Origin of the sequence: Arthrobacter crystallopoietes (assembly GCF_017603825.1) — a bacterium.
Taxonomy (GTDB): Bacteria; Actinomycetota; Actinomycetes; order Actinomycetales; family Micrococcaceae; genus Crystallibacter; species Crystallibacter crystallopoietes_B.
Window position 1 is genome coordinate 3,756,848 of record NZ_CP072014.1, and the last position, 24,840, is coordinate 3,781,687.

Genomic DNA, 24,840 nt, shown 5'->3' on the forward strand with positions numbered 1-24,840 from the left:
AAGGACTAAAAATCTTCCCTCACGGCGGCACGCTCGTACTGCGGGGCCCAGGGCAGATCATGGCCGAGTTCGACTGCGGCGCGCTGCCACCAGTGCGGGTCACGCAGGGCGGCGCGCGCGATCAGGACGGCGTCGGCATCGCCGTCGGAAATAATGCGGTCGGCATGCCTGGCCGAGGAAATCAGCCCGACCGCGCCGACGGGCAGGCCCGTCCGCTGCCGGAGTTCTGCTGCGAGGGGCACCTGGTAACCGGGAGCCAGCGGAATGCGGACACCGGGTACGGCCCCACCGCTGGAAACATCGACGAAATCCACTCCGTGCTCACGCGCGGCCGCCGCGATCCGCGAAACCGACTCGGGGTCCAGCCCGCCCGGGGCCCAGTCCGAGGCCGAAACACGCAGCAGCAGCGGCATGGCATCAGGGATCGCCCCGCGGACTGCGTCGATGACCGCAAGCAGCAGCTTTGACCGCTTCAGCTCGGATCCTCCCCAGGCATCGTCCCGGTTATTGACCAGGGGGCTGAGGAACTGGTGCAGCAGGTAGCCGTGGGCACCATGAATTTCGATGGTGTCGAAACCGGCCCAGACGGCACGCGCTGCCGCATCCCTGAAGTCCGTAATGAGTTGCTGGATTCCGTCTTCATCCAGGGCCTCCGGTGCGTCCAGTCCGCCAAACGGTTCGCTGGTCGGGGCGAGGGTCCGCCAGCCGCCTTCCGAGCGTGGGACACTTCCACGTTCGACGGCGAAAGGCCAGTAGGTAGACGCCTTACGGCCGGCATGGGCGAGCTGAATGCCGATCTTCGCACCCGCTGCCCCGTGCCGGTGCACAAATTCCGTGATCCGGCTCCAAGCATCTGCCTGCGCGTCGGTCCAGATGCCGGTGTCGCGGCCGCTGATGCGCCCTGCGGCGCTTACCGCCGTGGCTTCGGTCAGGATCAGTGCTGCTCCCCCGACCGCGAACTGGCCCAGATGCATCAGATGCCAGTCGTTGGGCACTCCCGGGGCATCCGAGCCGTCCACGGAGTACTGGCACATCGGTGCCACCCATCCGCGGTGCGCCAGCTCCAGACCCCGCAGCGCTATCGGACTGAACAGTCCGGTTGTTGCGTCGGCAGCCACCGGGCCCGCCTTTAAAAGAGCGCCCGGGCCAAGGCCTGACGGGCTTTGGAAACCCGTGGGTCCGTAGCTCCGACAACCTCGAACAAGTCCACCAGGCGCGCGCGTGCCGCTTCGCGATCATCGCCCGCGGTCCGCGCGACAAACTTGACCAGCCGCGCGAACGCATCTTCGACATGGCCGCCGGAGACGTCCAGGTCCGCCACCGCCAGCTGTGCTGCAAGATCATCCGGGTTCTCCGCCGCGGCGGCGCGGATAGCTGCGCCATCGGCACCCTCCAGGCGCTGCATCAGTTCAACCTGCGCCAACCCGGTCTTAGCTTCGTTATCGGCAGGCTGCTCGGCCAGCGCCTTGCGGTAGGCGGCGGCAGCGGCAGCATAGTCGCCGGCTTCGATCGCGTCGAACGCCTCCTGGTGCAGAGGCGGCAGCGGCGGTTCGGCCGGGGCCTCCTCCTGGCCGTCGGCAGAACCGGCGCGCCCCGTCACTCCGTTGGCTTCAGCCACCTTGAGCAGTTCCTCGACAAACGAGCGCAGTTCCTCTTCGCTGGCGAGGCCCTGAAACAACGGAATGGGCTGGCCCTTCAGCAAGGCCACGGCCGCAGGCACGCTCTGCAGCTGGAACGCTTGCCCGATGCCGGGGCTGGCCTCCACGTCAACCCGCGCCAGAATGAACCGGCCGGCGTATTCGTCCGCCACCTTCTTGAACACGGCGGACAACTGCTGGGCGAGATCGCTGTATCCGGCCGTGAGTTCCACGATCACCGGAACCTGCGCGGAAAGCTGGACCAGGGAAGAGAAGCTCTCCTGATTGACGTCCACGATGTAAGGCACGCGGGCGCCGTTGCCGTCCTGACCGGCGGGCGCCGCCGAACCGGGCGCGTTGCCCGCCGGCTGCTGCGGCCGCTTGAGCGCGGACAGATCCACGGCTCCGCGGAGATTGAGGGATGACGGCGCAGGGCCCTGCCCTGAAGCTGGAATGCTCATGACATCACACTAATACGGATCCTCGGGGCCTTCCGAATTCTGTGGGCCGGTGTTCGGTCTTACTTCAGGCGGACATCCACCAGGTCCTGGGCCACGCCGATAACGGTGATCGGCTCCTTCGATCCTGCCGGCGGAACATAGATGGCTACGGACTCACCGTAAGTTACGTCCACGCCCTTCGTGGTGGACTTCTCCCCGGCCAGCGCCGCAAACTCTTCAGAGAGTCCGACGGTGGCTCCCGGCTCCGAAGGAACGCTGCTCATGACGTTGCGCATGTAGCCGTAGACCATGGCACCGCCGTCGGCGGTCTTGAGCGCCCGTACGGACTTTCCGTCGACGCTGCGGCTGAAGGAGATCTCCGCATTGTCATTGGACGCGACCTGATCCTTCTGGAAGGACGTGATCTGTTCGGCGAACGTATTCTCCGCGACGGCTTCCTTGTTCTTGCCGTCCGTCAGGTAGCCGGCCAGCAGGTCCAGGGCCTCCTGCGGCGCGTGCAGCAGGCCGTCCTTGCTGTCGGCCGGCACCGACGGGGACCCTCCCTTTTCGGTGGAGACCTGGGGGAAGGTTGTACCGGGCAGCATCTGCACGGCGTGAATCATCTTGTAGTTCTCCCGCGGCGTTGCCTGCGAGAGCACCACTACCTGCGGAACCGGGTTGTCGTCGCCCCGAGTCACCGCCACAACGGTTCGGGGCCACTCCGGGCCGCTGTCGACCATGGAGGTCAGAACCGGATCGGCGGCAACGGGCACGGGTGCAGCCACATCGCCGTTCTCCGCACGCACCTTGTAGTTGGCCTCGCGCAGTGCGAGGGCTGCGCCGCCGACCCGGGCGTTGAGTTCGCCGGCGTCGCGAGCAGCGTCACCCGCGGTGACAGCTCCGGCCACGGCATCCATAATGCGGTTCAACTGCCCGTCCAGCACGACGGGGTAGCCGGCCGCTGCCGTCTCGGGCGAAGCGGCGGGCTCGCTGGCGTGCGCCGGCAGGACCTGCGCGGTCAGCGCTGTTCCTGCGGCGAGCACGACGGCCAAGGCGCCGGCGCCGGAACGACGTGTAACGGCACGCGATTCAGCCGTTCCGGCAGAGTCACGCTGGCCGCCCCCTGCTGCCACACGGCGGCCGCCGACAGTTGCGGTCTCATTTAGGCTGTCGGTCGGCCGGTTACCCGGCCCACCGGCCGGGGCAGCTCCGCCGCCGCGGCGGGAAATGATGCCGATGGCCAGTCCGAGCACTGCCAGCAGCGCGCCGATAATGATCAGGGCGATGCTCCCGGGAGAAGAGGTGTCGTTCGGCCAGCTAACCGTCACGTTCGTGGGGGCGGGCTTGGTACCGTCCGCGGCCAGCAGGATCGACCACTCGCCCTCGGCCGGCGCAATCCACCGATGCTCGGTGCTTTGCTCGGCGGTCTCCTCGCTGACCCACAGGTCCGATCCTGCGGGGTTGGGAACCTTGGCGTCTCCCTCTACGGCGGTGCCCTGCAGTTGTCCGTCTTCTATGGCGGAAATTGAAGTATGCGCGGCCTCGCCGACCCAGGCGTCGACGTCGCCGGCACGGCCCACCGCCAGGAAGAACTCTCCCTCGCCTTCAACCGTGATGTCCACGCGTTCATCATCCACGCCCAGTACGCCGGGCTCGATCACCGTTACCGGTGCCGTTGATTCAGCCGCTGAATAGTTCGCGGAAACTGTCTCGGGAGGTGCCCAGACGGTTCGCAGCGCGATTCCGAGCACCACGGCGAGGAGGCCGGCTGCAATCAGGGCAACTGCAATTTTCAAACGCACAAAAATACCTATCAATCGTCGCTGCGGGGCATGACGCCCGCGTCAAACCGCGGCAGGACAGGGTCAATCCGCGGGTAGAAATGTCATCGCTCGTCATCGGCCGAGCTTTTATAACCCTATGGTAACGAAAAAGACTGTTAGAGTGCCTTCTTGGTGACAGCCGCCACCCGGGCAACGGCGTTCCGGCCCTGCCACCGTGGTTACTGCTGGCAACCGCTGATACTCTTCGAGAAAGTCCATCCCGTCTACGTTCGCGGGCTGAGGGAAACAGGTTAGTACGCGTGAGGGAGCATACAGGAAATCCGGCTGATGCCGAGGGCAACGACAACTCCGGTGAACCGGAGGCCGCGCTCCCGGTCCCGGCCACGACGCAGGCCCGCCGGAAATCCGTCCTCACCGCCCTCGGCCGGATCGGCGCCTCCATTCCGCGCGCCCAGCCGCGTCTCCGGTTCGAAATGCCACCGGAAGCCCGGACACCTGATGAGGCTGACGACGTCGAGCCGCCGCCTCCCGCCGCTGTCTCCGGCTATACCGCTGCCCACCATCCCATCCACTTCGGTTTCATGGCGACCGTCGGAGTCGGCATGGCGTTGCTGCTGTATTTCATCCTCACCAACATCGGTGAACTGCTCGGTTGGATCACCGCCGCGCTCTTCATCGCACTCGGCTTGGATCCGATTGTGCGGTGGCTGGAGAGCAAGGGCTTGCCGCGGCCGGCCGGAGTTGTCGCCGTCGTCCTTGCGTTGGCCGGGCTTCTGGCAGCGTTCTTCTCCACGCTCATTCCGACAATCGTCAATCAGACAACACAGATCGTGGCCAACGCGCCTAGATACGTCGACGAATTCCTGGAGTCGCCGGTATTCCAATCCATCGACGAACGGTTCCAGGTCCGCAACCGCGTGGATGAGGAAGTGGCCAGGTTCTTTGCCAACTCAGACGCGGTCACCGGCATCTTCGGGGGCGTGCTCGGCGTCGGCAGCAGGGTCTTTCAAGGTGCCTTCGGGACACTGATCGTGCTGGTTCTGACACTGTATTTCCTCGCCTCGTTGCCGGCAATGAAGGTCTGGGCCTACCGGCTCGCGCCGAGGTCGCGGCGGCAACGCGTCCAGTTCCTCGCCGAGGAAATCACCGGCAGCGTCGGCAGTTATGTGATCGGGCAGGCCTGCGTTGCCCTCGTCAACGCACTGGTAGCCTTCATCGCCATGTCCATCGCCGGCGTTCCATTCAGTGTGTTGCTGGCATTCCTCGTAGCACTGCTCGCCTTCATCCCATTGGTGGGCGGCATGATCGCCGGGATCATGGTCTCGCTCGTGGCGCTCACCGTGGACTGGCAGACGGCTGTGCTCTTTGCCATCATCTACTTCGCCTACCTGCAGTTCGAGGCGTACTTCGTCTCGCCCCGGATCATGCAGCGCGCGGTCGCCGTGCCGGGTGCCGTTGCGGTCATCGCCGTCATTGCCGGCGGACTGCTAATGGGCGTCCTCGGTGCCCTCATGGCGATTCCTGCAGCGGCGGCCGTGATGCTGCTGCTCAAGGAGGTCATCATTAGCCGGCAAGACCAGCGCTAGCCTAACGCGGGAATTCCTCGGCTAGCGGTAACGGAAACTTCGGGTCTTCCAGCAATGCGGGTGCCAGTGCCTCCGTTCGGCCAGCGCCGTTTCCGCACCGAAGAGCGAGTCCTGCCGCCATGCCACCAGGTGTTCCACGCCGGGGCGGATCATCTGCCCGCACCCCGGGCAGGTGTAGTCCTTGGCAGCGCTGCCCGGCGTTATCCGCCGCACGTTCCACTCCCCGTCGGGCGCGCTCTGCCGTTCCGGGATGCCGGCCCGGGCGCGGTCCAGGTCAAGCTCGGCGCCCTGTGCCCATTTACGTGACGCCGTCGCGGTGCGGCGGCGTGGACGGTTTGAACGGGGCATGGCTCAATTCTGCCCCACCAAACAGGGGCCTGCACAAACTAACGTAAAGTGGCCTACTGTGCGTTTAGTTATTGCCCGCTGCTCAGTTGATTACATCGGCCGTCTCCGTGCCCATCTGCCACTGGCAACACGCCTGCTGATGGTCAAGGCGGATGGCTCCGTTCTCATCCATTCCGACGGCGGCTCCTACAAGCCGCTGAACTGGATGAGCCCACCCGCCAGGCTCCGTGTCGAGGCTCCGGACGAAACGGATGCTGCCGGCGGAGTAGCCGAAGTCTGGCACGTCCAGCATGCCAAGAGCGACGACCGGCTGGTCATCCAGATCCACGAGCAGCTCCACGAGTTCAGCCACGAACTCGGCGTCGATCCGGGCCTGGTCAAGGACGGCGTGGAAGCAGACCTGCAGCGTTTGCTGGCCGAGCAGATCCACACTCTCGGCGAGGGCTACAGCCTGATCCGCCGGGAGTACATGACCGCCATCGGTCCGGTCGACATTCTTGCCCGCGATGCCACCGGCGCGACGGTGGCCGTGGAGCTCAAACGCCGCGGCGATATCGACGGCGTGGAGCAGCTGACCCGCTACCTTGAACTACTGAACCGCGACCCCTTGCTGGCCCCGGTGAAGGGGGTCTTCGCGGCCCAGCAGATCAAGCCCCAGGCGCGGGTGCTGGCATCGGACCGCGGCATAGACTGCCTGACCTTGGACTACGACGCCATGCGCGGCGTTGACGACAGCGAAGCCCGCTTGTTCTGAGCCTGTCCGGATCGACTTTGAAAGCCGGCACGGGCGCTCCCACAACCACGGGAGAACATTTGCTTAACAAACGATTGAATGCCCCCACAGGCCGTTGACCTGCCCTTTTGCGTATGTGATGCTTAACGCAGTCTTTGTGTATGTGTGTTTTTCATGCTCGCAGGACATGTTGCGAGTGTGAAGCTCCTCACGGTTTCGGTGACCAGCCGGGCATGAGGTCTTCCACGGAGTGACCCCGGTCCGGTACGAGGTGTGCCGGGCTAAAAAGTTCCACTATGAGGAGAAATAAATGGCACAGGGGACCGTCAAGTGGTTCAACGCTGAAAAGGGCTTCGGCTTCATTACCCCGGATGATTCCGACGGCGATGTTTTTGTCCACTACTCTGAAATCCAGACGGGTGGTTTCAAGACCCTGGATGAAAACCAGCGTGTGACCTTCGAGATCGGGCAGGGCGCCAAGGGACCGCAGGCCACCGGCGTAACCGTCATCTGATTTCGGATACCACCTCGCGGCACCGCTGCGACGGACTTGCACAGAGGTCCCCGGAGAGATCCGGGGACCTCTGACGTTAACGCAACCTGCCGGCCAGCGCGCCGGGCTCCGGTTCGCTCCCCTGCCGGGCCACGGCTGCCCCCAAGGTGCGCAGCTTCTCGTCGAAACGCTCATAGCCGCGGTCTATATGGTCCACGCCCCGGACCTCGGTCACGCCATCAGCTACCAGGCCGGCGATCACCAGGGCGGCTCCTGCACGGATGTCGTTTGCCACCACGGGCGCCCCGGAAAGCTGCGGCACTCCCCTGATCAAGGCATGGTGTCCATCCAACCGGACCACGGCGCCGAGACGGGCCAGTTCAGAGGTGAAGCCCCACCGCGCCTCAAAAACGTTTTCGGTCACCATACCGTTGCCATCCGCCACCGCGTTCAAGGCAACAACGAATGGCTGGAGGTCGGTCGGGAAACCCGGATACGGCAGCGTGGAGACGTTGATCGGGGCGGGACGGCCGTTGCCCTCAACGATAAATCCGTCCGCGCGGGTCGTGATGGTGCAGCCAGCCTGGGCAAGCTTGTCCAGCACCACGGCCAGATGTTCCGGCACCGCGTTGCAGACGTCGACGATTCCGCCGCACATGGCAGCGGCAAACGCCCACGTGCCCGCAACGATCCGGTCCGGAACAGTCCGGTGCGTGACAGGGCGCAAGCGTTCGACGCCGGTGATAACCAACGTCGGTGAGCCGATCCCTTCGATCTGCGCTCCCATGGCCACAAGCAACTCGGCGATGTCGCAGATCTCCGGTTCCCGTGCCGCGTTGTCGATGGTCGTGATGCCGTGCGCCAAGGTCGCAGCCATCATCAAGTTCTCAGTAGCCCCCACCGAAGGAAACGGGAGCCTGTGGTGGGCGCCGTGCAGGCCGTCGGGCGCACGCGCGACAAGATAGCCGTGGTCAATGACTATTTCCGCCCCCATCAGCTCCAGGCCGCTGCGGTGCATGTCCAGTCCGCGGGAGCCAATGGCGTCTCCCCCGGGCAGCGCTACCTCTGCCTGGTGGCAGCGTGCTACCAGCGGTCCCAACACCGATATCGACGCCCGCATAGCACGGACCAGATCGTAGTCAGCCTGATGGGCCGGCTCCGCAGGAACGTCAATGTGCACGCAGGAGGCATCGACGTCGTAATCAACGGTGCAGCCAAGCCTTCGCAGCAACTCCGCCATAATCCACACGTCCTGGATATTCGGCACGTTGGTGATCGTGGACTTGCCTTCGGCCAGCAGCACGGCCGCCATCAGTTTCAAGACACTGTTCTTCGCCCCGGCCACCTCAACCCGCCCCGACAGGGTGCTCGGTCCGTTGACGACGATCACATCTTCCATAGTCCCCATCCTAATGAGCGCTCCGTAAAGAACAGCGGCGCGGCTCCAGTGAGAGCCGCGCCGCGAATGCATTTTCAACGCCAGGTACCGATCCCTATCACCGGACCAGCCTCCAACCAGGAGGACAAACCAGCGTAAACATCGAAGCTCATGGCGAGCAGTAATTCCTGCTTGTCATGGCGAAGCATTACCACGATGGCCCCGGGTTGGATTTTCGCCCGCTCGGCCTCCGTAGGCTGGCGCCAGCCCTGCAGCTCCAAGGCGCTGCGCCGGAATCTGTAGCGCGGCCTGGGACTCAAGGAAAAGAGCCGCAGCCACTCCAGATGTTTGTCCGCATAACGACAAACCCCCATCTGCCAGCTGCCAGGCAGCATGCAGATGGAGGCGTCAAAAGTGCCAAGGGCGCGCCGCAGCTGATAGCGGCGCACCCCGAAGGCAAGCAGCGCCAGAAGCAGCAGCAGGAACAGTGCCGCCAGAATAGCGAACGTGTAACTGACTTCTTCCACTGGCGCCGCTAGCTGTACCTAAGCCGTGGCCAGGTCATTGACCGTGGCGTTATCCGCCACGATGACCACGCGGTTGCTGTCGACGGAGAAGAATCCGCCGTCCACGGTCACGTTGATCCGCTCGCCGTTGACCGGGTTGATCCCCAGTTCGCCGGGAGCCAGAATAGCCAGCACCGGCGAGTGGCCGGGCAGGATTCCGATCTCGCCTTCTGCGGTGCGAGCCTTGACCAAAGTTGCCGCACCGGACCACACGAAATGGTCCGCCGCCACAATCTCCACTTCCAGTTCAGCCGCTTCGTTAGCCATTGGCTTACTTGCTCTGTTCCTGGATCTTGGCCCACTGGCGCTCTACGTCGTCCAGGCCACCGATGTTGAAGAACGCCTGCTCCGCAACGTGGTCCAGGTCGCCGTCGCAGATGGCCTTGAAGCCCTCAACGGTGTCCTTGATCGAGACGGTGGAGCCCTCCACGCCGGTGAACTGCTTGGCGGTGTAGGTGTTCTGCGACAGGAACTGCTGGATACGGCGGGCACGCGCCACGACGATCTTGTCCTCTTCGCCGAGTTCATCGATACCGAGGATGGCGATGATGTCCTGCAGTTCCTTGTTCTTCTGCAAGATCTGCTTGACGCGGACGGCAACGTCGTAATGTGCCTGACCGATGTACTGCGGATCCAGGATTCGCGAAGTCGAGGTCAGCGGATCAACAGCCGGGTACAGGCCACGGGAAGCAATTTCACGGGAAAGTTCCGTGGTTGCATCCAGGTGCGCGAAGGTGGTTGCCGGAGCCGGGTCGGTGTAGTCATCCGCCGGGACGTAGATCGCCTGCATGGAGGTGATCGAGTGGCCCTTGGTCGACGTAATACGTTCCTGCAGCAGACCCATTTCATCGGCAAGGTTCGGCTGGTAACCAACGGCGGAGGGCATGCGGCCCAGCAGCGTGGAGACCTCGGAACCGGCCTGGGTGAAGCGGAAGATGTTGTCGATGAAGAGCAGCACGTCCTGGTTCTGCACATCACGGAAGTATTCCGCCATGGTCAGCGCCGACAGTGCCACGCGCAGACGCGTTCCCGGCGGCTCGTCCATCTGGCCGAAGACAAGGGCCGTGTCCTTCAGAACGCCGGCTTCTTCCATTTCGACCCAGAGGTCGTTGCCTTCACGGGTACGCTCGCCGACACCGGCGAATACCGAGGTACCACCGAAGTTACGGGCAACACGGGTGATCATTTCCTGGATCAGCACAGTCTTGCCAACACCGGCACCGCCGAACAGACCGATCTTTCCACCCTTGATGTACGGGGTGAGGAGGTCGATGACCTTGATACCGGTCTCGAGGATCTCCGTGGAGCTTTCCAGATCGGCAAAGTTGGGAGCCTTGCGGTGGATCGGCCAGCGCTCGTTGATTTCCAGCTCCGAGGCTTCAACGTCGAGCGGCTCGCCCAGCACGTTGAAGATGTGTCCCTTGACGCCGTCGCCGACGGGCACGGAAATCGGCGAACCGGTGTCGGTGACCGTGGTACCGCGGACGAGACCGTCCGTGGCCTGCAGGGAGATGGCACGGACGAGGTTGTCGCCGAGGTGCTGCGAGGTCTCGAAGGTGATGGTGTGGGTGTCGCCGTTGAGCGTGATCTCAGCGGTCAATGCGTTGTAGATGCCGGGAATGGCATCAGCCGGGAATTCGACGTCGACAACGGGGCCGATCACACGGGCAATACGGCCAGTGGCGCCCGAGCCGACGGAACCGGTTCCGTGCTCGATAGTTTGGGCAGTCATCTCTCTCACTTCATTCAGTTAGATGGCGTGGGTTAAAGTTTACTTTTGCCTGAGGCGCCTTCGACGCCGAAGGTCAGGGCGCGCTTAGAGCGTCCGCACCGCCGACAATCTCAGTCAGCTCCTGCGTGATTTCCGCCTGACGGGCGTTGTTTCGGAGCCTCGTGTACTTCTTGATGAGGTCCGAAGCGTTGTCGCCGGCAGACTTCATGGCCCGCTGACGGGCGGCAAGTTCGCTGGCGGCAGACTGGAGCATGGCTGCGAAGATGCGCGATTCGATGTAGCGCGGCAACAATGCGTCCAGTACCTGCTCAGGTTCCGGCTCGTACTCGTACAACGGCAGCAGATCGGATTCTGATGCAGCCTCTTCCTCCACGACTTCCAGGGGCAGCAGTCGAATGACCGTCGGCTCCTGGGTAACCATGGACTTGAAGCGAGTGTAGACAACGTGAATCTCGTCGACACCGCCCTCTTCATACGCAGTGTTGAAGTCTGCAAGCACGGCGTCGCCGATCTCGCGGGCAACCTCAAAGGCCGGCGCATCTGTGCCGCCGGTCCACACCTGCTCATAAGGAAGACTGCGGAAATCAAAGTAAGCCTGCGCCTTGCGGCCAACAAGGTAATGGCGCACTTCCTTGCCGTCTGCCCGCAGCAGTTCGGTCAGAGACTGTGCCTGCTTCAGAATCGAAGCAGAATACGCTCCTGCCAGACCGCGGTCGGAAGTCATAACCACGACGGCCGCGCGCCGGATCTGCTCCGGCTCGGTGGTCAGCGGGTGTTCGATCTCCGACTGTGACGACACAGCAGAAACGGCACGGGTGATCGCATTGGCGTAAGGCAGTGACGCAGCCACACGGGTGCGGGCCTTTCCAATGCGCGAGGCAGCGATCAGTTCCATCGCCTTGAAGATCTTCTGCATCGACGTGGTCGAAGCAATCTTCTGGCGGTAGACCCGAATCTGGGCTCCCATACTTTTCCTTTCCTAATCCTCGCTGATTGAGCGAAGTCGATTCCTATGCATGACGGCGTCTGGATTTCGACCCCGCTCAATCAACGAAAATGAATTAGCGCTTCTGCCGGACGATCTTTTCCTGATCCACGGCTTCCTCGGCCAGAGCGTCATACTCTTCGTGGCCGGCGCCGACAAGCTGGTTGTCGCCTTCCCCGAAGAAGCCCTTCTTGAATTCCGTGATCTGCTGATCAAGTTCCTGGACAGTGGAGTCCTCAAGCAGGTTTGTCTGCGCGATCGTGGTCAGGACCGACGAGCGGTGACGAAGATGCTGAAGGAACTCGGTCTCGAAGCGGTTGATGTCCTCGATCGGAACTTCATCCAGATGGCCATTGGTACCGGCCCAGATGGAGACAACCTGGTCTTCGACCGGGAACGGCGAGTACTGACCCTGCTTGAGCAGCTCGGTCAGGCGGGCACCGCGGTTGAGCTGCTGCTTGGTAGCCGCATCGAGGTCGGACGCGAACATCGCGAACGCCTGCATGTCGCGGTACTGCGCCAGTTCCAGCTTCAACGTACCGGAGACCTTCTTCATGGCCTTGACCTGCGCCGAACCACCAACGCGGGAAACGGAGATTCCCACGTCGACAGCAGGACGCTGATTGGCATTGAAGAGATCCGACTGCAGGAAGATCTGCCCGTCAGTGATCGAGATGACGTTGGTGGGAATGTATGCCGAAACGTCGTTGGCCTTGGTTTCGATAAGCGGCAGACCGGTCATCGAACCCGCACCCAGTTCGTCGGAGAGTTTCGCACAACGTTCCAGCAGACGGGAGTGCAAGTAGAAGACGTCACCCGGGTAGGCTTCACGTCCCGGCGGACGACGCAGCAGCAGCGACACAGCGCGGTAGGCTTCAGCCTGCTTGGAGAGGTCATCAAACACGATCAGAACGTGCTTGCCGCCGTACATCCAGTGCTGGCCGATTGCCGAACCGGCATACGGTGCCAGGTACTTGAAGCCGGCCGGGTCGGATGCCGGAGACGCCACGATGGTGGTGTACTCCATCGCGCCCTTCTCTTCCAGCGACTTGCGGACTGCAGCGATGGTGGAAGCCTTCTGGCCGATCGCAACGTAGACGCAGCGGACCTGCTTGTTGACGTCGCCGGACTCCCAGTTGGCCTTCTGGTTGATGATCGTATCGATCGCGATGGCCGACTTACCGGTCTGACGGTCGCCAATGATCAGCTGACGCTGTCCACGGCCGATCGGAATCATGGAGTCGATGGCCTTCATGCCGGTCTGCATCGGCTCGTGGACCGACTTGCGCTGGGTCACGCCCGGTGCCTGCAGTTCCAAGGCACGGCGGCCTTCGGATTCGATGGGGCCCATGTCATCCAGGGGCTCACCCAGCGGATCCACAACGCGGCCGAGGAAGTTATCTCCCACGGGAACGGACAGAACCTCACCGGTACGGTGAACTTCCATGCCTTCTTCGATACCGGTGAAGTCACCGAGGATTACGACACCGATTTCGCGGGTGTCGAGGTTCTGGGCCAGGCCCAGAATGCCGTTTTCGAAACGCAACAGTTCGTTGGACATTGCTGAGGGAAGACCCTCAACGCGGGCAATGCCATCACTGGCGGTCGTTACGCGGCCAACTTCAACGCGTTCGGCGCTGCCCGGTTCGTAGGACGCCGCGAACTCGTTCAACGCATTACGGACGTCGTCGGCGTTGATGGTCAATTCGGCCATCTGCAGTCCCTGCTCTCCTATGTTGTGATCATCGCGGGGGCGACGACCTGTGTGTATATCAGTCTGTGTTGAGGCTTTCGGCTCCAGCTCCCCGTTCCCCTAAGGGAAGAGTGCTAGACCGCGAGCTTCCGACGAAGTTCGGACAGGCGGGTGACGACCGAGGAATCAACCACTTCGTCGCCTACCTGCACGCGGACTCCGCCAACTAGTGATGGGTCAACGTTGACATTGATCTTCAGCTCGCGGCCGTACAACCCATTGAGCCCTGCCTGCAGACGTGAGATCTGCTCCTGGGTCAGCGGACGGGAAACGCTGACGTTAGCGATCCAACGCTGCTGGCGCTGGGCAACCAGTTCCACAAAGCGCCGGACCAGAGCTGTCGGCTTGATCCCCCGCGGTGCAGTAACTGCCTGGCGGATCAAGACCTGTGCTTCGGGTCCGGCGTTCGGGACCAGTTTCAGAGCCAGAGCCGATTTAGCCTCGGCCGATGCCTGCGGTTCAACCAGCGCACGCTGCAGATCGTGATCTGCCTCGACGAGCCGGATGAAATTGAACAGGTCGTTCTCCAGACCTTCGAGTCCGTCAACTCCAGCGCCCTTGCTCTCCGCAACAGCGATAGCAGTGGTAGCCGCAAGGGTTTCCAGAGCATCACCAATGTCACGTGCAGAGCCCCAGCGGGATGCGGCGAGGCCTTCGGCTACAGCCCTGGCGTCAGCCGAGACTTTGCCGCCGACCAGCTGGGAGACCAGCCGTGCCTTGTCCTCGCTGTTGCGTGCCGGGTCCGTGAGGCTCCGGCGGAGTCCGGCATTGCTGTCCAGCAGACCCAGAATTGCAAAGAGTTCCTCTGCCAGGGACAGCGGAGCGGTGGGAAGCTTTGCTTCCAGCTCCTGCTGTGCCGCTTTCAGTGACTCGCTCGATACACCTGCCATTAGCTCGAAGCACCTGCATTCTGGGATGCCGGAGCCGAAGCTTCAAGATCGGCCAGGAACCGGTCAACAACACGTGCGGAACGCGCGTCATCGTTGAGGGATTCCCCGACAATCTTGCCGGCCAGTTCGGTGGCCAGCACGCCGACTTCGCTGCGCAGCGAAGTAACGGCTGCCTGGCGCTCGGCTGCAATCTGCACCTGCGCCTGCTCGCTGATGCGGTTAGCTTCAGCTGCGGCCTTGTCCTTCAGCTCTGCGAGGATCTGGGCACCTTCTGCACGCGCGTCCTCACGGATGCGGTTGGCTTCGGTGCGTGCGTCCAGCAGCTGCTGCTTGTATTCATCCAAAGCGGCGCTGGCCTCGGCCTGGGCGGCCTCCGCCTTAGCAATGCCGCCTTCAATAGCTTCGGCGCGCTCTGCATACGTCTTCTCGAACGCCGGAACGACGAACTTCGTGACGATGTACATAAGTACGGCGAAGCCAAGCAGTGTTACCGCGATTTCCCAGATATTAGGGACTAGAGGGTTGACGCCCTCTTCGGCGGCGAGGATAACTGCCTGTTTCATATCTCACCCGTCCTATCTACTCGGTTTGAAAAGTAAGCGTTGCCTACTAGAGAACGAACGCGAAAACCAGACCGAGGATGGCCAGAGCTTCAGTCAGCGCCAGGCCCAAGAAGGCGATCGGCTGCAGCACGCGCTGTGCCTCCGGCTGACGTGCCACACCATTGATGTAAGCGGCGAAAACGAGGCCCACACCGATGGCACCGCCGATTGCGGAGAGACCGTAACCTACGAGGTTGATATTGCCTTCCATTATTTTCCTTTCAAGATGCCCATTGGGCAGGTTGTTTGGTTCAGGTGCTTCCCCAGCGGGGAAATTTAGTGTTCCTCGGCCAGGGAGCCTTGGATGTAGATCGCGGTCAGCAGGACGAAGACATACGCCTGTAGGACCTGGATCAGGATTTCGAACATGTACATGCCGACTCCGCCGGCAATCGTAAGAACGCCAAGGGGCTTGAACCAGAAGTCGGCGTCCATGATCAGGAATTCGGAGCCCGCTGCCGACAGCATGATGATCAAGTGTCCGGCCAGCATGGTGGCGAAAAGACGGAGGCTGTGGGTTACGGGCCGAACCAGGAAGGTGGAGATGATCTCAATGATGACGATCAGCGGCAGGATTGCCTTCGGGACGCCTGCTGGCACAACGGCAAGTTTGAAGTATCCGATGCCGTGCTTCTTCAGGCCCAGAACGATCCAGGTGATGTAAACGATCCCGGCCAAGGCGTAGGCCGTGCCGACATGCGACGGCGTCGGGATCTGAAGCAGAGGAATCGAACCGAAAAGGTTGTTTACCAGGATAAAGAAGAATAGGGAGAACAGCAGCGGAACATACGGCCGGTAGTCCCGCTCACCGATGATGTCCTTACCTACGGAGTTGCGGACGAAGTTGTAGCTCATTTCGCCCAGGTGCTGAAGCTTGCCTGGCACCAGCTGACCGCGGCGTGACGCGGCCAGGAAGAACCAGGCAATCAGTGCAACAGAGAGCAGGACCAGCAGCATCTGCTTGCCGAAACCTGTTCCGTACTCGGCAGCCCAAGGGAGAATCTCCGGAAGGTGCATATCTTCGAGGGTCGGTGGGACGAAGCCACCTTCATTAGCGGCCGCCGGAAGCGCAAGCGCGATCAACGCGTTTCCTCTCTGCAGTGTCCATCATTGGGCGTTTCAGGGTGGATTGCCGTCTCGGCACGCCACCATATGAAGTTTTCTGACATTTAGATGTTGTTCCCTTGACCGTCCCCATGGCGGCGCTTAGCGCTGCGGGTGAGGTTGTGTTTTCGGGCCAGATAATATCCACCGCCAGCGCCTAGAAGGGCACCGACGATAAACAGCCACCGGGTATTCAACAGATAGTCCAGCCCCCAGCCTATCAAACCCCAGGCTATGATCCCGCCAACTATATAGGTCAAGACCGTGTTGCCGCCCTGGTAGCCAGAGTTGCTGCTGCCGCGATCTGAATTGCGGGGGTTCTTGCCAGACATTAACGGGCTTCCTTCCCTGCTGCACTGCTTCCGCCGTCTTCCGGATCGTCGTAAATCTGGTAGCGGACGCGGGAGAATGCGAAAACTTCTGCAATCTGCCACACCACAACACTGACGACGGCAGCAATGAAGAACCAGGTCGTTCGCAACCAGTCCGGCGTGCCGATAATAAAGAGCGCAGCGCCGAATCCAACAACCTTGAGCACATAGGTGGCTACGAACGCACCAATTGCGCCGGAGGGATTTCTCCGCCCAACAACATGGCCGATCATAAGGCTGATGGCGAAGAAGAGTACTACCAGCGCCGAACCAAGCACAGCGCTAAGGGCACCGACACCCCCGGCAACAATGAACGCCAGCACTACCACCAGAAGAGTGGCTGCAGCGGCACCAAGTGAGGATGTCTTCAGAATCTTCAGCCATGGCGTAGCCGTGGGACCGGAGACAGGTACGGCACTGCCAGCGGCACTGTTGCCGTTGGAATGATGTGTGCTCATAGCTGTCCGATCGGGTGCACAGGCGGGGATGATGACCGGTAGACCGGCCGACAAGAATTCTACACGAGATAGAAGTCAGCCTGTGAATGCATGTCCTGCTCCTGACGCTACCCGGTCGCGGCGTCGGCTGCGCGGCGTCGGAAGATGCGTGGCGAGCGCAGGTAAAAAAGTACGACGGCGGCGCAAACCAGCAGCGCTGACGCCTTGCCTGGCATGCTGCTGGCGGCAGCCACGAGTCCGCACAAACCGGTCAGCAGCGAGCAAACCGCCACCACCAGGGCCGACTGCACATGGCTGAGACCAACGTCGGTCAGCCGTTGATAGACGTGCTGGCGGTGCGCCGCGTACCACCGTTCTCCCGCACTGATCCGTCGCAGCAAGGTGGTCATGGTATCGGCAAGATAGATGGTCACCGGTCCCAGCAGATACTCCGGCTGGACCCCGCTGAGAAAACCCGCAGCCCCTAAGACGGCTAGCGAAGCGCCCAACAGATAGCTGCCGACGTCGCCAAGGAAGTTGCTGCCGGAGAGGTTCCAGGGCAGAAAAGCCGCGAACGCGGCGGCAACCACAAGCCCCGAGACCGTCAGCCAGTCAAGCGATGACATCATCCCGGCCACTGAAAACAACAGTCCCACGACCAGCCCATGCAGGCCCGATATGCCGTTTACCCCATCCATGAAGTTCGCAACATTGATGTAGCCCGCAATGGCCAGCGCGCCGACCGGAATCCACAACCAGGAGGTATCGGTCAGGACGACGATAATGGCCGTGCCGGCGGCGCCAATGGCCAACTGCAGCAGGAAGCGTACGGAGATGGCGACACCGCGGAAGTCCTCCAGCCAGCCCAACAGAGCGGCCGCTGCACAAACACCGGCCACAGTACCAATGATTGCCGCACCATCCACGGCAGCCCCGGTCAGCACAGCCGTGAGCAACCCGCCAAGGACGCCGACCGCCACGGTGATGCCCATACCCCGGACAACTACTTTTGTATGCGACGATCTCTCGTTCGGTATGTCCAGCACGCCCAGCTTGAGCAGCAATGGCTTCAGGGCAAGGGGCAGTGACAGGCTGAGGACGAGGGCAACAGCACCTGAAAGCACTCCGGTCATTTGGCCGACTCCGGCTCGCTACTGGCCAGTGGCAGGTGCTGTCGGTTTTTCCACTCCTCAAGACTCATTTGGTGCGGATCCAGCGCGTCAATGGCAGCATGCGAAATCTTCGGGTGCAGTGGACGCGAATCGTCTTCACCGATACCGATAAGTTCTTCATGCAGCTTTTCGCCTGGACGCAGACCGGTGAAGACGATGTCAATCTCTTTGCCGGACATCGCGATCATGCGCTGGGCTACGTCGAGAATCCGTACTGGTTCTCCCATATCCAGAATCAGGACCTCTCCCCCGCGTCCGATGGCTCCAGCCTGAATGACCAGCTGGCACGCTTCCGGAATCGTCATGAAGAAACGGGTTGCCTCCGCATCGGTCACTGTCACCGGTCCCCCGTTGCGGATCTGCTCGTTGAACAGCGGCAACACGGAACCGCGGCTACCTAGGACATTTCCGAAACGGACCGAAACGTACTTCAATCCGGTCTGCTGCGCCACCCACGCCGTGATCTTCTCCGCTACGCGTTTGGAATGCCCAAGCACCGTCGTCGGATTCGCTGCCTTATCAGTAGAGATATTGACGAACGTCTGGACATTGGCCAGCCGGGCGGCCTGCAGAACGTTCAACGTGCCCATGATGTTGGTCTTCCAGGCTTCCTCGGGATACTGCTCAAGCAGGGAAACGTGTTTGAGCGCTGCTGCGTGGAACACCACCTCGGGCTTCCGATCCAGGAAGATCTCCTCCAGGGCAGCTGCGTCGCGGATGTCGGCCAGCACCGTGTCTTTGCCGTTGAGCAGGCCTTGTCCCGTAATCGATATCTGGGTGGACTGCAGCCCTGTTTCATCACGGTCCAACATGATCAATTCACGCGGCTCGAATTCGTTGATCTGCCGGCATAGTTCCGATCCTATGGAGCCACCGGCCCCGGTGATCAACACGCGCTTTCCCTTGACATAATGGGCGATCTCATCAACGTGGATGTCGACCGGCTGCCGTCCGATCAGGTCCTCGATTGCCACCTCACGGAAGGAAAAGTCGGACCCGCCGGTCAGCATGTCCTTCAGCGGCGGGACAACCAGTACCTTGATGTTGAGGCCTGCGACTGCGTCGGAAATCCGGCGGACTTGCTTCGCATCGATGTCCGCTATGGCAATCAACAGGACCGTGGCATTTGTTCGGGCAACGATTTCCGGCAGGTCCTCCATCCGGCCGAGCACGGGAACGCTGACAATCCGCAGGTGTTTCTTCGCTGGGTCATCATCAATCAGGCCGACAGGCAGCCAGGGCGACTGCGGGTCGTTGCACATGCGGGTCACGATGGACTTTCCCACAAAACCAGCGCCGTAGATCAAGGTCCGGGCGGCTTCTTCACCGGGTTTGGCCTTGCTCTCAACGTACATCCGCTTCAGGTAGCGGATAGCCGCCATGAAAAGGCAGGCGAATGGGAAAGCGATGATACCTGTACCACGGGCAATACCCATGGAGATGCCAAAGAACAGCAGGGCAACCGTGGTGATGGCCGAAACCGCCACCGTCACGATCACAAGCAGCTTCGCCTCGTGGAAGCTGCCAAAACTATACCGGCCCTTATACAGAGCGAAAGCTGAACCTACTGCGAACTGTGAGGCGATCGCTATGGCGCAAAGGATAATGATGCCGGGGATTTTCGAGGGATCCAGCACCATCTCGTACCGCAGGAAGACGGCCAGGACGATCGAAACGATCCAGGCGAATGAATCGAGCAGGAACTGCGACCAAAGCCAGAGAACCTTGTCGCTGCTGGCGGTCTTACCGGAGACCGGGCCACGTCCAATCTTCATAGCTGACTGCTCTCCCCGGGCGTCTCCGCGGGGTCCGGCGTCATCTCGGCCGGTTCCTCCCCAATGCCGAGGAGATCCGGCACGATTTCGCGCAACCGGTGTACCGGTATGGCTCCCTCGCGAACCACACGGAAAGGCTGTGACGTGCAATCGACAATAGTCGACGGCAGGGACTGGCTGTCTTCGGCATCACCGCGCAGTCCATCTTCCAGGTAGACCTCCACGGATTCTGCGAGCTGCATGTGGGCTTCGGCGGCGGTCCGCGAGGCAGGCTGTCCTGTGCGGTTCGCCGACGAGACCGCCAGCGGGCCTGTTACGGCCAGCAGGTCCAGTGCCAGACGGTCATCGGGCATCCGCAGCGCCACGGTGCCTTTTGTGTCACCCAGGTCCCAGGTCAGCGAGGGCTGGGCGTGGAAGATCAGGGTCAGCCCGCCGGGCCAGAATTCGTCCGCCAGACGTCGAGCCTCCTCGGCGATGTCCACTGCGAGGCCGTCTATGGTCTGCGGGCGGGGAATGAGGACCGGAGGGGGCATGGTGCGGCCCCGGCCCTTGGCAGCCAGCAGCGTGGCAACCGCTTGCGGCGAGAAGGCATCCGCGGCGATGCCGTAGACCGTATCCGTGGGCATGACAATGCACTGTTTAGACGCGATCGCCGTCTGCGCGGCGGCAAGGCCTTCGCTGCGTTCGACGTCGTCCGTGCAGTTGAATGTGGTGGTCACAGGATCATTCTTTCATTTCGGGGCAGCGCTACCGCCGGACGGCGGCGGTGGCCCGTTCGCGTCCGGTCAAATCGTAGACTGTGGCAACATCGTCCCAGCACCCGGCGCTGTGCAGCAGGTGCGACACAGCTTCGGCCTGGACTTCCGCATGTTCCATGATGAAGTAACCGCCGGATTTCAGCAGCCGTGCGGCGGTGCTGGCCGTGGCCGCCGGCAACTGTAGACCGTCGGCGCCGCCGCCGTACAGCGCAATCTGCGGATCATGTTCGGCCACTTCCGGGTCCCTCGGCACGGCTTCGGCGGGAATATAGGGCGGATTGGACACAACGACGTCGAAGGTCCCGTCCTGTTCGGCAAGCGCAGTACGTAGGTCTTCCTGCACCAGGGTCACGCCCCACGGCTCCAGGTTGCGTCCTGCCCAGGCATGGGCGAGGTCGCTCAGTTCCACGGCGAAGACCTCCGCCTCGGGAACTTCCTGGGCAATGGACGCCGCGATCGCACCCGACCCGGTACCAAGATCAACAACCTTGGCACGCCTGATCTTCGCGGCGCGGTCAATGGCGTACTGGGCAACCGTCTCCGTCTCCGGTCGCGGGATAAAGACTCCGGGTCCGACCTGCAGTTCGAGATGGCGGAAATACGCCTTGCCCGTAATGTGCTGGAGCGGAACCCTGCGCGCCCGCTCCGCCACGAGCTCGCCGAACTCCGGCGGGACCAATGCGCCGGTCAGCGCCAGCGACCTGATCCTGCCCAAGGACTCCGCCATGAGGTGCGCCGCCAGAAGCTCTGCATCTACGCGTGGACTGGGCACCCCCGCCCGCTCCAATATCTGAGTTGCCTCCGCGAGAGCCTCGGCAAGCGTTTCTCCGCTCACTGGTGCCTAGCGATCCTCGCCGAGTGCTTCAAGCCGCGCCTGTTCGTCCGCCTCGATAGCTGATTGGATGACAGGTTCGAGCTCCCCATTCATGACGGCATCAAGGTTGTAAGCCTTGTAACCAGTGCGATGGTCCGCGATGCGGTTTTCCGGAAAGTTGTACGTTCGAATGCGTTCCGAGCGGTCCATGGTCCGGATCTGAGACTTCCGGGTCTCGGAGTTGGCTGCGTCGATCTGCTCCTGCTGGTGCGCCAGCAGGCGGGCACGCAGCACACGCATGCCTGCTTCACGGTTCTGAAGCTGGGACTTTTCGTTCTGCATCGCGACCACGATCCCGGTGGGGATGTGAGTGATGCGGACCGCGGAATCCGTGGTGTTGACTGACTGCCCGCCCGGCCCGGAGGAGCGGTAGACATCGATCTTCAGATCGTTCTGGCTGATGTCGACTTCTTCCGGCTCGTCCACCTCCGGCAGGACCAGGACACCTGCGGCGGACGTGTGGATACGGCCCTGGGACTCGGTGACCGGAACGCGCTGGACCCGGTGCACGCCGCCTTCGAACTTCATCCTGGCCCACACGCCTTCCGCGGGATCGTTGGATGACCCCTTGATCGCCATCGACACGTCCTTGTAGCCGCCCAGATCGGACTCGGTGGCGGAGATGATCTCGGTCTTCCACCCGCGCTGTTCCGCATACCGCGTGTACATGCGCAGCAGATCACCGGCGAACAAGGCGGCTTCGTCGCCACCTTCACCGCCCTTCACCTCGATGATGACGTTGCGTGCATCATCCGGATCCCGCGGTATCAACAACCGGCGCAGTCTCGCCTGCGCCGTCTCAAGTTCAGCTTCAAGCCCAGGGACTTCCGCTGCAAACTCGGGGTCCTCGGCGGCCATTTCCCGTGCCGCACCCAGATCGCCCTCCAGCTGGCTCCAGCGGTTGTATGCTTCGACGATTCCGTTCAGCTGCGCCGACCGACGTCCCAGCTTGCGAGCCAGTCCCTGATCCGCGTACACGGCCGGATCGCTCAGCCGCTTCTGCAGCTCTGCATGCTCCTCGAGCAATCCCTGTACGGATTCAAACATTTCTCAAACCTCTTTCGACTTCTTCAATAAGTCTAGATAAGACACCAACCGGCCGCTTAAACAACGAACCGCCCAGATCTCTCCGCTCCCGCATTTGCGGGACCGGAGAGATCATGAGCGGTCTGGGCAGCTACTTGTCGTTGTCGGACTTCGCGCCCAGTGTCGTCTTCTGTACCTGCATCAGGAACTCGACGTTGGACTGGGTGTCCCGGATCTTGTTGGTGAGGAGCTCAAGCGCCTGCTGCGTATCGAGTCCGGAAAGGACCCGGCGCAGCTTCCACATGATCTTGACTTCCTCCGACGAGAGCAAGTTCTCCTCGCGACGGGTGCCGGAAGCGTTGACGTCCACGGCCGGGAAGATCCGCTTGTCCGCCAGATTGCGGGACAAGCGAAGTTCCATGTTGCCCGTGCCCTTGAACTCTTCGAAAATGACTTCGTCCATCTTGGAACCGGTTTCGACCAACGCGGTGGCCAGGATGGTCAGCGAACCGCCGTTTTCGATGTTGCGGGCAGCACCGAAGAAGCGTTTCGGCGGGTACAGCGCAGAGGAATCCACGCCACCGGAGAGAATACGTCCGGAAGCAGGAGCAGCCAGGTTGTAGGCGCGTCCCAGACGGGTCATCGAGTCGAGCAGAACGACGACGTCCATTCCCATTTCCACCAGGCGCTTGGCGCGCTCGATGGCGAGTTCGGCAACTGTGGTGTGGTCGTCGGCGGGACGGTCGAAGGTGGAGGCAATGACCTCGCCCTTGACCGTGCGCTGCATGTCGGTGACTTCTTCGGGACGCTCATCGACCAGAACCATCATGAGGTGGACCTCAGGATTATTGATGGTGATCGCGTTGGCGATGGACTGCAGAATCAGCGTCTTACCGGCCTTCGGCGGCGACACGATGAGACCGCGCTGGCCCTTGCCGATCGGCGCCACCAGGTCGATAACGCGGGGGCCGATCTTCTTCGGTTCGGTTTCGAGGCGCAGGCGCTCCGAGGGGTAAAGCGGAACCAGCTTGGTGAAGTCGACCCGGTCCTTGTTATCCTCGGCAGGCTTGCCGTTGACGGAGGTCAGACGCACCAGCGCATTGAACTTCTGGCGGCTGTTCTGGTTGGCGTTTTCGCCGTCCCGCGGGGCGCGGATGGCACCAACAACGGCGTCACCCTTGCGCAGGTTGTACTTCTTGACCTGTGCCAGCGAGACGTAGACATCGTTCGGACCGGGCAGGTAGCCGGAGGTGCGCACGAACGCGTAGTTCTCGAGCACGTCGAGGATGCCGGCCACGGGCAGCAGCACGTCATCGTCGGTAACCTCGGTATCATCCACGTCCGGGTTCTGGCCGCGTCCGCGGCGGCGCTCGTTGCGGTCACGGTACCGGTTGCTGGTGTCCGTGTCGCGGTCGCGGCGGTTCCGGTTACGGCGGTTGCGTCCGCGGCCGCCGTCGTCGCCGTCATCGCTGCGGCTGTCGCTGCGGTTATCGCTGCGGCTGTCCCGGTTGTCGCTGCCGGTGGACTCGTTGTCGCGGCCGCGGGTACGGCTGCGCTCACGCCGGTCATTACGGTCGCCACGATCGTTACGGTCGCTGCGCTCACCGCGGTCAGCGCGGTCGGTCTGGCCTTCCTTCGCACCCTCAACAGGAGTCTCGGACGGCTCCGGCTTGTCAGCGGGCTTCTCCGCCTGCTGCTCCGGCTGGTCCTCGCGGCGGCTCCGGCCGCGGCTACGACGGCCCTCGCGGCCGCCTTCGGATTCCGGCTTCGCCTCGGCGGGCTGCACATCGGCCTGCTGGGCGTCTGCAGCCTTGGAGACGGCAACTTCACCGTCCGTTGATGTTTCGGCTGCAGCGGGTGCCTGCGCAGCTTCCGGCGTCACGTTGCCGTCGCTGGTCGCGCGGCGGTTGCGGTTGCGGGTCCGGCTGACGCGTTCGGCGGCCTTGTTGAGGTCACCGCTGTCTTTCGCCTCCGCTTTGTCCGCGGTACCGGCTGCAGGCACTGCAGGAGCCGCGGGCTCTTCAGCTGCGGGAGCAACTTCTTTTGCACTTGCACGGCCGGTGGTCTTCTTGGCAGGACGGTCGGCTACTGCGGAACCACGCTGGTGGTCCGAAATAGCCGCCACCAGGTCGCTCTTGCGCATCCTGGAACCGCCGGTGATGCCAAGCTGGCCGGCCAAGGCCTGCAGCTGGGCAAGCTTGAGTCCGGCAAGTCCTGCGCTCTTCGGCGCAGCAGAGTCTGATGATGTATCCACACCTGCAGCCAGGTCAGTGGTTTCAGTCACGAAGGATCCTTCCCCCTCGTCGGGCGGTCCGCATGTGAAGTGGACCGCGTTGTTTGCGTCCCGGCCTATGCATAAGAAACAAGGCCGGGTCGGGGTTGCCCAAGTGTGAGAC

Annotated in this window: 25 protein-coding genes; 3 read left to right on the forward strand and 22 right to left on the reverse strand. The window is 62.4% G+C overall.

The window, feature by feature from the left end:
• Nucleotides 1-5: 5 nt before the first annotated feature.
• Genes J5251_RS17200 through J5251_RS17210 form a run of 3 tightly spaced genes read right to left on the reverse strand, consistent with a single transcriptional unit; the run spans nucleotide 6 to nucleotide 3,879 of the window.
• Nucleotides 6-1,118 (reverse strand): NADH:flavin oxidoreductase/NADH oxidase, encoded by a 1,113-nt coding sequence (locus J5251_RS17200; protein WP_139004895.1) that lies wholly within the window; start codon nucleotides 1,116-1,118, stop codon nucleotides 6-8.
• Between the two features lie 11 nt (nucleotides 1,119-1,129).
• Complete coding sequence (locus J5251_RS17205; protein WP_139004894.1) at nucleotides 1,130-2,098, reverse strand: tetratricopeptide repeat protein; 969 nt, start codon at nucleotides 2,096-2,098, stop codon at nucleotides 1,130-1,132.
• A gap of 59 nt (nucleotides 2,099-2,157) precedes the next feature.
• Nucleotides 2,158-3,879 carry a hypothetical protein gene (locus J5251_RS17210; RefSeq protein WP_208574703.1) on the reverse strand — a complete coding sequence of 574 codons (1,722 nt, stop codon included), beginning with the start codon at nucleotides 3,877-3,879 and terminating at the stop codon, nucleotides 2,158-2,160.
• Nucleotides 3,880-4,160: 281 nt separating this feature from the next.
• Here J5251_RS17210 and J5251_RS17215 point away from each other — a divergent pair, with 281 nt between their 5' ends.
• Nucleotides 4,161-5,447: an AI-2E family transporter gene (locus tag J5251_RS17215; RefSeq protein ID WP_431188545.1), complete on the forward strand. Its 1,287-nt coding sequence runs from the start codon at nucleotides 4,161-4,163 to the stop codon at nucleotides 5,445-5,447.
• Nucleotides 5,448-5,468: 21 nt separating this feature from the next.
• Here the strand turns inward: J5251_RS17215 and J5251_RS17220 are convergent, their stop codons facing one another.
• Nucleotides 5,469-5,795: a hypothetical protein gene (locus J5251_RS17220; RefSeq protein ID WP_139004892.1), complete on the reverse strand. Its 327-nt coding sequence runs from the start codon at nucleotides 5,793-5,795 to the stop codon at nucleotides 5,469-5,471.
• Nucleotides 5,796-5,853: 58 nt separating this feature from the next.
• Between J5251_RS17220 and nucS the strand changes: the two genes are divergently transcribed.
• Both nucS and J5251_RS17230 read left to right on the forward strand, forming a co-directional pair.
• Nucleotides 5,854-6,549, forward strand: coding sequence for an endonuclease NucS (gene nucS / locus J5251_RS17225; RefSeq protein ID WP_208574704.1), 696 nt, complete (start codon nucleotides 5,854-5,856; stop codon nucleotides 6,547-6,549).
• A gap of 289 nt (nucleotides 6,550-6,838) precedes the next feature.
• The gene (locus tag J5251_RS17230; protein ID WP_074701697.1) at nucleotides 6,839-7,042 is read left to right on the forward strand and encodes a cold-shock protein; all 204 of its coding nucleotides are present in this window, start codon (nucleotides 6,839-6,841) and stop codon (nucleotides 7,040-7,042) included.
• A 76-nt stretch (nucleotides 7,043-7,118) separates the two neighbouring features.
• On the opposite strand, the gene murA is transcribed toward J5251_RS17230, so the two are convergent.
• The 18 genes from murA to rho form a co-directional block, all read right to left on the reverse strand.
• Nucleotides 7,119-8,420 (reverse strand): UDP-N-acetylglucosamine 1-carboxyvinyltransferase, encoded by a 1,302-nt coding sequence (murA, locus tag J5251_RS17235; protein ID WP_208574705.1) that lies wholly within the window; start codon nucleotides 8,418-8,420, stop codon nucleotides 7,119-7,121.
• A 74-nt stretch (nucleotides 8,421-8,494) separates the two neighbouring features.
• Nucleotides 8,495-8,926 carry a DUF2550 domain-containing protein gene (locus J5251_RS17240; RefSeq protein WP_139004889.1) on the reverse strand — a complete coding sequence of 144 codons (432 nt, stop codon included), beginning with the start codon at nucleotides 8,924-8,926 and terminating at the stop codon, nucleotides 8,495-8,497.
• Between the two features lie 18 nt (nucleotides 8,927-8,944).
• Complete coding sequence (locus J5251_RS17245; protein WP_074701693.1) at nucleotides 8,945-9,232, reverse strand: F0F1 ATP synthase subunit epsilon; 288 nt, start codon at nucleotides 9,230-9,232, stop codon at nucleotides 8,945-8,947.
• A gap of 4 nt (nucleotides 9,233-9,236) precedes the next feature.
• Nucleotides 9,237-10,697, reverse strand: a complete 1,461-nt coding sequence (gene atpD, locus J5251_RS17250) for a F0F1 ATP synthase subunit beta (RefSeq protein ID WP_139004888.1) — start codon at nucleotides 10,695-10,697, stop codon at nucleotides 9,237-9,239.
• A 73-nt stretch (nucleotides 10,698-10,770) separates the two neighbouring features.
• Nucleotides 10,771-11,664 carry a F0F1 ATP synthase subunit gamma gene (locus J5251_RS17255; protein ID WP_139004887.1) on the reverse strand — a complete coding sequence of 298 codons (894 nt, stop codon included), beginning with the start codon at nucleotides 11,662-11,664 and terminating at the stop codon, nucleotides 10,771-10,773.
• Between the two features lie 94 nt (nucleotides 11,665-11,758).
• A complete protein-coding gene (gene atpA / locus J5251_RS17260; protein WP_139004886.1) occupies nucleotides 11,759-13,396 on the reverse strand; it encodes a F0F1 ATP synthase subunit alpha in 1,638 nt (545 codons plus the stop codon).
• A 113-nt stretch (nucleotides 13,397-13,509) separates the two neighbouring features.
• Nucleotides 13,510-14,325 carry a F0F1 ATP synthase subunit delta gene (locus tag J5251_RS17265; RefSeq protein WP_208574706.1) on the reverse strand — a complete coding sequence of 272 codons (816 nt, stop codon included), beginning with the start codon at nucleotides 14,323-14,325 and terminating at the stop codon, nucleotides 13,510-13,512.
• A complete protein-coding gene (locus J5251_RS17270; protein WP_139004884.1) occupies nucleotides 14,325-14,888 on the reverse strand; it encodes a F0F1 ATP synthase subunit B in 564 nt (187 codons plus the stop codon). The genes J5251_RS17265 and J5251_RS17270 overlap by 1 nt, the downstream gene beginning before the upstream one ends.
• Nucleotides 14,889-14,934: 46 nt before the next feature.
• On the reverse strand, nucleotides 14,935-15,138 hold the full coding sequence (gene atpE, locus J5251_RS17275; RefSeq protein WP_074701684.1) for an ATP synthase F0 subunit C: 204 nt from the start codon (nucleotides 15,136-15,138) through the stop codon (nucleotides 14,935-14,937).
• Nucleotides 15,139-15,203: 65 nt separating this feature from the next.
• Nucleotides 15,204-16,010 (reverse strand): F0F1 ATP synthase subunit A, encoded by an 807-nt coding sequence (atpB, locus tag J5251_RS17280; protein WP_139004883.1) that lies wholly within the window; start codon nucleotides 16,008-16,010, stop codon nucleotides 15,204-15,206.
• An 86-nt stretch (nucleotides 16,011-16,096) separates the two neighbouring features.
• Complete coding sequence (locus J5251_RS17285; protein WP_208574707.1) at nucleotides 16,097-16,363, reverse strand: AtpZ/AtpI family protein; 267 nt, start codon at nucleotides 16,361-16,363, stop codon at nucleotides 16,097-16,099.
• Complete coding sequence (locus J5251_RS17290; RefSeq protein WP_208574708.1) at nucleotides 16,363-16,860, reverse strand: hypothetical protein; 498 nt, start codon at nucleotides 16,858-16,860, stop codon at nucleotides 16,363-16,365. The genes J5251_RS17285 and J5251_RS17290 overlap by 1 nt, the downstream gene beginning before the upstream one ends.
• A gap of 107 nt (nucleotides 16,861-16,967) precedes the next feature.
• A complete protein-coding gene (locus tag J5251_RS17295) occupies nucleotides 16,968-17,972 on the reverse strand; it encodes an MraY family glycosyltransferase (RefSeq protein ID WP_139004880.1) in 1,005 nt (334 codons plus the stop codon).
• Nucleotides 17,969-19,786, reverse strand: a complete 1,818-nt coding sequence (locus J5251_RS17300) for a polysaccharide biosynthesis protein (RefSeq protein WP_139004879.1) — start codon at nucleotides 19,784-19,786, stop codon at nucleotides 17,969-17,971. The genes J5251_RS17295 and J5251_RS17300 overlap by 4 nt, the downstream gene beginning before the upstream one ends.
• Nucleotides 19,783-20,505 carry an L-threonylcarbamoyladenylate synthase gene (locus J5251_RS17305; protein ID WP_208574709.1) on the reverse strand — a complete coding sequence of 241 codons (723 nt, stop codon included), beginning with the start codon at nucleotides 20,503-20,505 and terminating at the stop codon, nucleotides 19,783-19,785. Before J5251_RS17305 ends, J5251_RS17300 begins: the two co-directional genes overlap by 4 nt.
• A gap of 28 nt (nucleotides 20,506-20,533) precedes the next feature.
• Nucleotides 20,534-21,379, reverse strand: coding sequence for a peptide chain release factor N(5)-glutamine methyltransferase (gene prmC / locus J5251_RS17310; RefSeq protein ID WP_208574710.1), 846 nt, complete (start codon nucleotides 21,377-21,379; stop codon nucleotides 20,534-20,536).
• 6 nt (nucleotides 21,380-21,385) lie between these two features.
• Nucleotides 21,386-22,465 (reverse strand): peptide chain release factor 1, encoded by a 1,080-nt coding sequence (prfA, locus tag J5251_RS17315; RefSeq protein WP_139004876.1) that lies wholly within the window; start codon nucleotides 22,463-22,465, stop codon nucleotides 21,386-21,388.
• A 130-nt stretch (nucleotides 22,466-22,595) separates the two neighbouring features.
• Nucleotides 22,596-24,728, reverse strand: a complete 2,133-nt coding sequence (rho, locus tag J5251_RS17320; RefSeq protein ID WP_208574711.1) for a transcription termination factor Rho — start codon at nucleotides 24,726-24,728, stop codon at nucleotides 22,596-22,598.
• Between the last annotated feature and the right edge of the window lie 112 nt (nucleotides 24,729-24,840).

Excerpts from the sequence above, each read along its gene's own strand:
- J5251_RS17205 (WP_139004894.1), bottom strand. The coding sequence starts at position 2,098 with ATGAGCATTCCAGCTTCAGGGCAGGGCCCTGCGCCGTCATCCCTCAAT.
- J5251_RS17220 (WP_139004892.1), bottom strand. The coding sequence starts at position 5,795 with ATGCCCCGTTCAAACCGTCCACGCCGCCGCACCGCGACGGCGTCACGT.
- J5251_RS17230 (WP_074701697.1), top strand. The coding sequence starts at position 6,839 with ATGGCACAGGGGACCGTCAAGTGGTTCAACGCTGAAAAGGGCTTCGGC.
- murA (WP_208574705.1), bottom strand. The coding sequence starts at position 8,420 with ATGGAAGATGTGATCGTCGTCAACGGACCGAGCACCCTGTCGGGGCGG.
- J5251_RS17245 (WP_074701693.1), bottom strand. The coding sequence starts at position 9,232 with ATGGCTAACGAAGCGGCTGAACTGGAAGTGGAGATTGTGGCGGCGGAC.
- atpD (WP_139004888.1), bottom strand. The coding sequence starts at position 10,697 with ATGACTGCCCAAACTATCGAGCACGGAACCGGTTCCGTCGGCTCGGGC.
- J5251_RS17255 (WP_139004887.1), bottom strand. The coding sequence starts at position 11,664 with ATGGGAGCCCAGATTCGGGTCTACCGCCAGAAGATTGCTTCGACCACG.
- atpA (WP_139004886.1), bottom strand. The coding sequence starts at position 13,396 with ATGGCCGAATTGACCATCAACGCCGACGACGTCCGTAATGCGTTGAAC.
- J5251_RS17265 (WP_208574706.1), bottom strand. The coding sequence starts at position 14,325 with ATGGCAGGTGTATCGAGCGAGTCACTGAAAGCGGCACAGCAGGAGCTG.
- J5251_RS17270 (WP_139004884.1), bottom strand. The coding sequence starts at position 14,888 with ATGAAACAGGCAGTTATCCTCGCCGCCGAAGAGGGCGTCAACCCTCTA.
- atpE (WP_074701684.1), bottom strand. The coding sequence starts at position 15,138 with ATGGAAGGCAATATCAACCTCGTAGGTTACGGTCTCTCCGCAATCGGC.
- J5251_RS17285 (WP_208574707.1), bottom strand. The coding sequence starts at position 16,363 with ATGTCTGGCAAGAACCCCCGCAATTCAGATCGCGGCAGCAGCAACTCT.
- J5251_RS17290 (WP_208574708.1), bottom strand. The coding sequence starts at position 16,860 with ATGAGCACACATCATTCCAACGGCAACAGTGCCGCTGGCAGTGCCGTA.
- J5251_RS17295 (WP_139004880.1), bottom strand. The coding sequence starts at position 17,972 with ATGACCGGAGTGCTTTCAGGTGCTGTTGCCCTCGTCCTCAGCCTGTCA.
- J5251_RS17300 (WP_139004879.1), bottom strand. The coding sequence starts at position 19,786 with ATGAAGATTGGACGTGGCCCGGTCTCCGGTAAGACCGCCAGCAGCGAC.
- prfA (WP_139004876.1), bottom strand. The coding sequence starts at position 22,465 with ATGTTTGAATCCGTACAGGGATTGCTCGAGGAGCATGCAGAGCTGCAG.